The following is a 3,775-nucleotide window of genomic DNA, read 5'->3' on the forward strand; positions in this document are numbered from 1 at the left end:
TGCATCATGCCGAGACACTGGTCATCGAAGGAACGTCCTACCGGATGCGCGAGCAGCACGACGCCTGACTCAGAACCCGTCCTCGCCCAAACCCTGCACCGACCGCCTCTGCCCACGGGCCGGGCAGCCCTCTCTTTGCGCGCTCTGACCAACGTTCCAGACGACCGCTCCTGCCTCCCTCGCACCAGATTTATGTCGGCTTGTGGACGCCGCTTTGACTCCGGCGCCGACAACTGCCCCGTCCGCCTCGTTCAGCTCGGCCTTGCCGACGCCAAAATAGACCTTCGCCAGCGGCTCGCCGATCGGCGCGATGTCGACCATCTCGAGCGAACTCGCCGCCGGCGCCCGCATCGTCTTGCCACCGCCGACGGCATAGACCACGCCCACCACGGCCAGCGCAATTCCGGCCAATACACGCGCGACAACTGCGGTTATCTCGTCATCATCCTTTGACGCCATGACACCCCTCGCACATTGAGTACATTCAGAAATAGACGGCTGGAACCCATTGCCGCCGATATGCCATTCTGGTCCCGATTGCTGCCAACTGGCAAACGCGACGACCGATCTGATGTCGCGTCCCGTGGTAGCGCGGAACCTCCGACGCACTTGATCCGAAGAACCGCAGTCAGCCGACTCCTTTCGCATGATTTCCCAGCAACCGATGTGTTGGCGGCCCCCCCGATGCCGGCGAGGACTCGCTTGAAGTGATCCCCGACATGATGCCGGACGGATCGGCGTGCCAACTGCGCCGCAGTTTTGGCCTCCCAGCCTCCACAGCAGAGACTCGTATCAGTACCGCCCGTGCCGCCCATGCTTGCTCGCAGTGGTCATGCAATCCGGTTACGGTAACGTTAGTTTGCCCAGCATGTTCAGTTCTTGTTTCCAGCACCTTACGCGCGGCCAGCGCTTCGCCGATCTGGTGGCTGCTCAGCGCCGCGCCTTGCGCCTCACGGAAGATGTCCGGGACCATCCGCTGGTATTCGCCTGGAAAAAAGGGGGCTTCGAAACGGCAGTGCTTTGGCCCCGGTGCGCAGCCCGAAGTCCGGAGAAAACAGCTTGACGGCCGCCTCGAAGTGGACGCGAACGTCCGTCAGACGCTCTATTCCCTTCTATTGATGTTCGATCAGGCCGGCCAGATCGGCGCTTGTCGTCGCGCACGACCGGAACGACGTTTCCATTCCCACAAACGTGGTACCCTTTTCTCCTCGCCAGACATCAGTGTGAGAGAGACACCCATGCAACGAGCGTTGCGGACCGACGATGCCTTGTGGCTGCTCGGCAGTCTGTGCAGCCTGAAACGCATTCCTTTCGACCCGGCCTTGATCGCGCAACACTTCCCGCCGCCGATCACCCGGGCCAGCCTGCACGAAGCCGCGCGGGCACTGGGTTTCCAGACCGGCTCTGGCCCCATCCGGAACCTCAGGGATGGCGAACACCTGCTACCGGCGATTGCCTTTCTGCGCGACCCGCCGCCCGAGACCGCCCCATCTGCGCCCGCAGATCCAGCGCACACCGCTTCGGCGATGGCCGCCGACTGCTCCTCATCGTCGGGCGATCCGCCCCCTCAGACGCCACGCCCGCCGGCCTCCGCCCTCCTGATTGTTGGGCTCTCGGAAGAGTACATCCTGTATTTCCGACCCGGTCAGCAAACCGCAGAAAGCCTGACCCGCAGCGAAGCGGCCGAGCGCCTCGAACCGGAACTCATGCTGCTCAGCCGTACCGCCGGGCCGGCCACGACCGATGAGGACGGGATCCCCGGGTTTGCTCCCGACAGGAAAGCCTTCGGCTTCTCCTGGTTCATCCCCGAACTCCTCAAGCACCGCCGCCTGTGGCTGGAAATCCTTACCGCCTCGCTCTTCATCCAGCTTGTCGGACTGGTCACCCCCCTTTTCACCCAGGTCATCATCGACAAGGTCATCGTACATCAGACGCACAGCACGCTCATCGTCCTCGCCGTCGCCCTGGTGCTGTTCCTGTTCTTTACCGCCGGCATGACTTGGCTGCGTCAGTACCTCATCCTGCACACCGGCAACCGCATCGACGCCGTGTTGGGCAGCCAAGTGCTCCGCCATCTCCTGCGTCTGCCGCTCCCGTACTTCGAGAACCGCCCCACCGGCACGCTGGTCGCCCGCCTGCACGGCGTCGAGACCCTCCGCGAATTCGTCTCCGGCGCCGCCGTCGCCCTCATCCTCGACGGACCCTTTCTGCTCATCTTCCTCGCCGTCATGTTCGCCTATAGCTGGCAGCTCTCGCTGATCGCGGTCAGCCTTCTGAGCCTCATTGCCCTGCTGAGCCTCCTTGTCGCGCCCGTCTTCCGGGAAAAAATCAACCGCCAGTTCATGCTCGCGGCGCGCAACCAGTCCTTCCTCACCGAGTACATCGCCGGCATTGGCACGGTCAAATCCCTGCAGATGGAGCCGGACATCGACCAGAAATACGGCGACCTTCTGGCCCAATACCTGGCCTCCGGCTTCTCGACCAAACAGGTGGGCAACACCTATCATGTCATCGCCAACGCACTGGAGCAGGTGATGACGCTCTCCATCCTGGTCGTCGGCGCCTTGCTGGTGATGAAGAACGAGGGCTTTACGGTGGGCATGCTCGTCGCCTTCCAGATGTTTGCCGGACGCATGAGCCACCCATGTTAAGACTTGTCGGTCTCTGGCAAGAGTTTCAGCAGGCCAATATCGCCCTCAAGCGCTTAGGTGATATTCTCGACATGCCGCAGGAACCGCATGCGCTCATCCCCAACCGGGAGAACAGGGGCGAAGGCTTGCTGACCATCAGCAACCTGGCCTTCCGCTACGGAGAGACTCTCCCCTGGCTCTACAGCAACCTCGATATCGCCTTCAAGCCCGGCCACCTGAGCGTCATCACGGGTCCCTCCGGATGCGGCAAGAGCACGCTCGCCAAACTGATGCTCGGTTTCTACCAGCCGCAGGAGGGTGGCATTGCCCTCGACGGGCAGGACATCCGATATCTCGCCGCCAACGAACTGCGCGCGGCCTTCGGCGTCGTGCCGCAGGAAACCGTCCTCTTCTCGGGCACGCTCTACGACAACCTGGTAATGGCCCATCCGCACGCCAGCTTCGAGGACGTGATCGCCGCATGCAAGGCAGCCGAGATTCATGACGTGATTGAACGACTGCCGGGCGGCTACCAGACCGAGATCGGCGAACGCGGTACCGGGCTCTCGGGCGGCCAGCGGCAACGCATCGCGATTGCCCGTGCCTTACTGAAGCGCTCGAAGATCCTGATCTTCGACGAAGCCGTCTCCAGCCTCGACCAGCAGACGGCCGAGCATCTTGCCCAGACGATCAACACCCTCAAGGGCCAGGTGACGATGATCTTCATCACGCATCAGATTCCGCGCGGCCTTCAGGTCGATGAGGTGTTCTCCTTTGCCGGTGATAACCAGCCGACGACCAGGGTCGAGGTAGTGGGAGCGGAGAAGGACTGAATCCCCACTTGCCATGCGCACATGCCAAACGCAGAGAGGTTGTGAAGAAGTCGTCGCGAGCAGGCCGAGAGGCAAGACGCGAACGAGCGAACGACGAGACCTATCAGATCGAGTGGCGAGGAGCGAGCGAGCAGCGCCGCAGGTCGTTCGCGCAGTAGATTCGCAGTAGATCTATTCACAACCTCAGAAACCAGACGCCTGAACTTGGTCACGAGGCTGCAGGCATGAACACGAACAGAATACCGGGACCAATGGAGCAGGAAGAACAAATGCAAGCTCCGGGCATTCATCGTCACGGTCATCATCCTGTAA

The 3,775-nt window shown here is 62.1% G+C and carries 3 protein-coding genes; 2 read left to right on the forward strand and 1 reads right to left on the reverse strand.

Translation table 11 applies throughout. The annotated features are described in order from the left end of the window. Positions 1–69: 69 nt before the first annotated feature. A complete protein-coding gene (locus Q1L59_RS07850; protein ID WP_300330473.1) occupies positions 70–459 on the reverse strand; it encodes a hypothetical protein in 390 nt (129 codons plus the stop codon). A gap of 500 nt (positions 460–959) precedes the next feature. Here Q1L59_RS07850 and Q1L59_RS07855 point away from each other — a divergent pair, with 500 nt between their 5' ends. After that, complete coding sequence (locus Q1L59_RS07855) at positions 960–2,651, forward strand: ABC transporter transmembrane domain-containing protein (protein WP_300330476.1); 1,692 nt, start codon at positions 960–962, stop codon at positions 2,649–2,651. Continuing rightward, positions 2,645–3,463 (forward strand): ATP-binding cassette domain-containing protein, encoded by an 819-nt coding sequence (locus tag Q1L59_RS07860; protein ID WP_300330478.1) that lies wholly within the window; start codon positions 2,645–2,647, stop codon positions 3,461–3,463. The genes Q1L59_RS07855 and Q1L59_RS07860 overlap by 7 nt, the downstream gene beginning before the upstream one ends. Positions 3,464–3,775: the final 312 nt, after the last annotated feature.

The sequence above is a fragment of the Accumulibacter sp. genome, from assembly GCF_029255125.1.
In the GTDB taxonomy this organism is placed as follows: domain Bacteria; phylum Pseudomonadota; class Gammaproteobacteria; order Burkholderiales; family Rhodocyclaceae; genus Accumulibacter.

Bases quoted from the DNA above. Each gene is read 5' to 3' on its own strand.
- Q1L59_RS07860 (WP_300330478.1), top strand. From the start codon at position 2,645: ATGTTAAGACTTGTCGGTCTCTGGCAAGAGTTTCAGCAGGCCAATATC.
- Q1L59_RS07850 (WP_300330473.1), bottom strand. From the start codon at position 459: ATGGCGTCAAAGGATGATGACGAGATAACCGCAGTTGTCGCGCGTGTA.
- Q1L59_RS07855 (WP_300330476.1), top strand. From the start codon at position 960: ATGTCCGGGACCATCCGCTGGTATTCGCCTGGAAAAAAGGGGGCTTCG.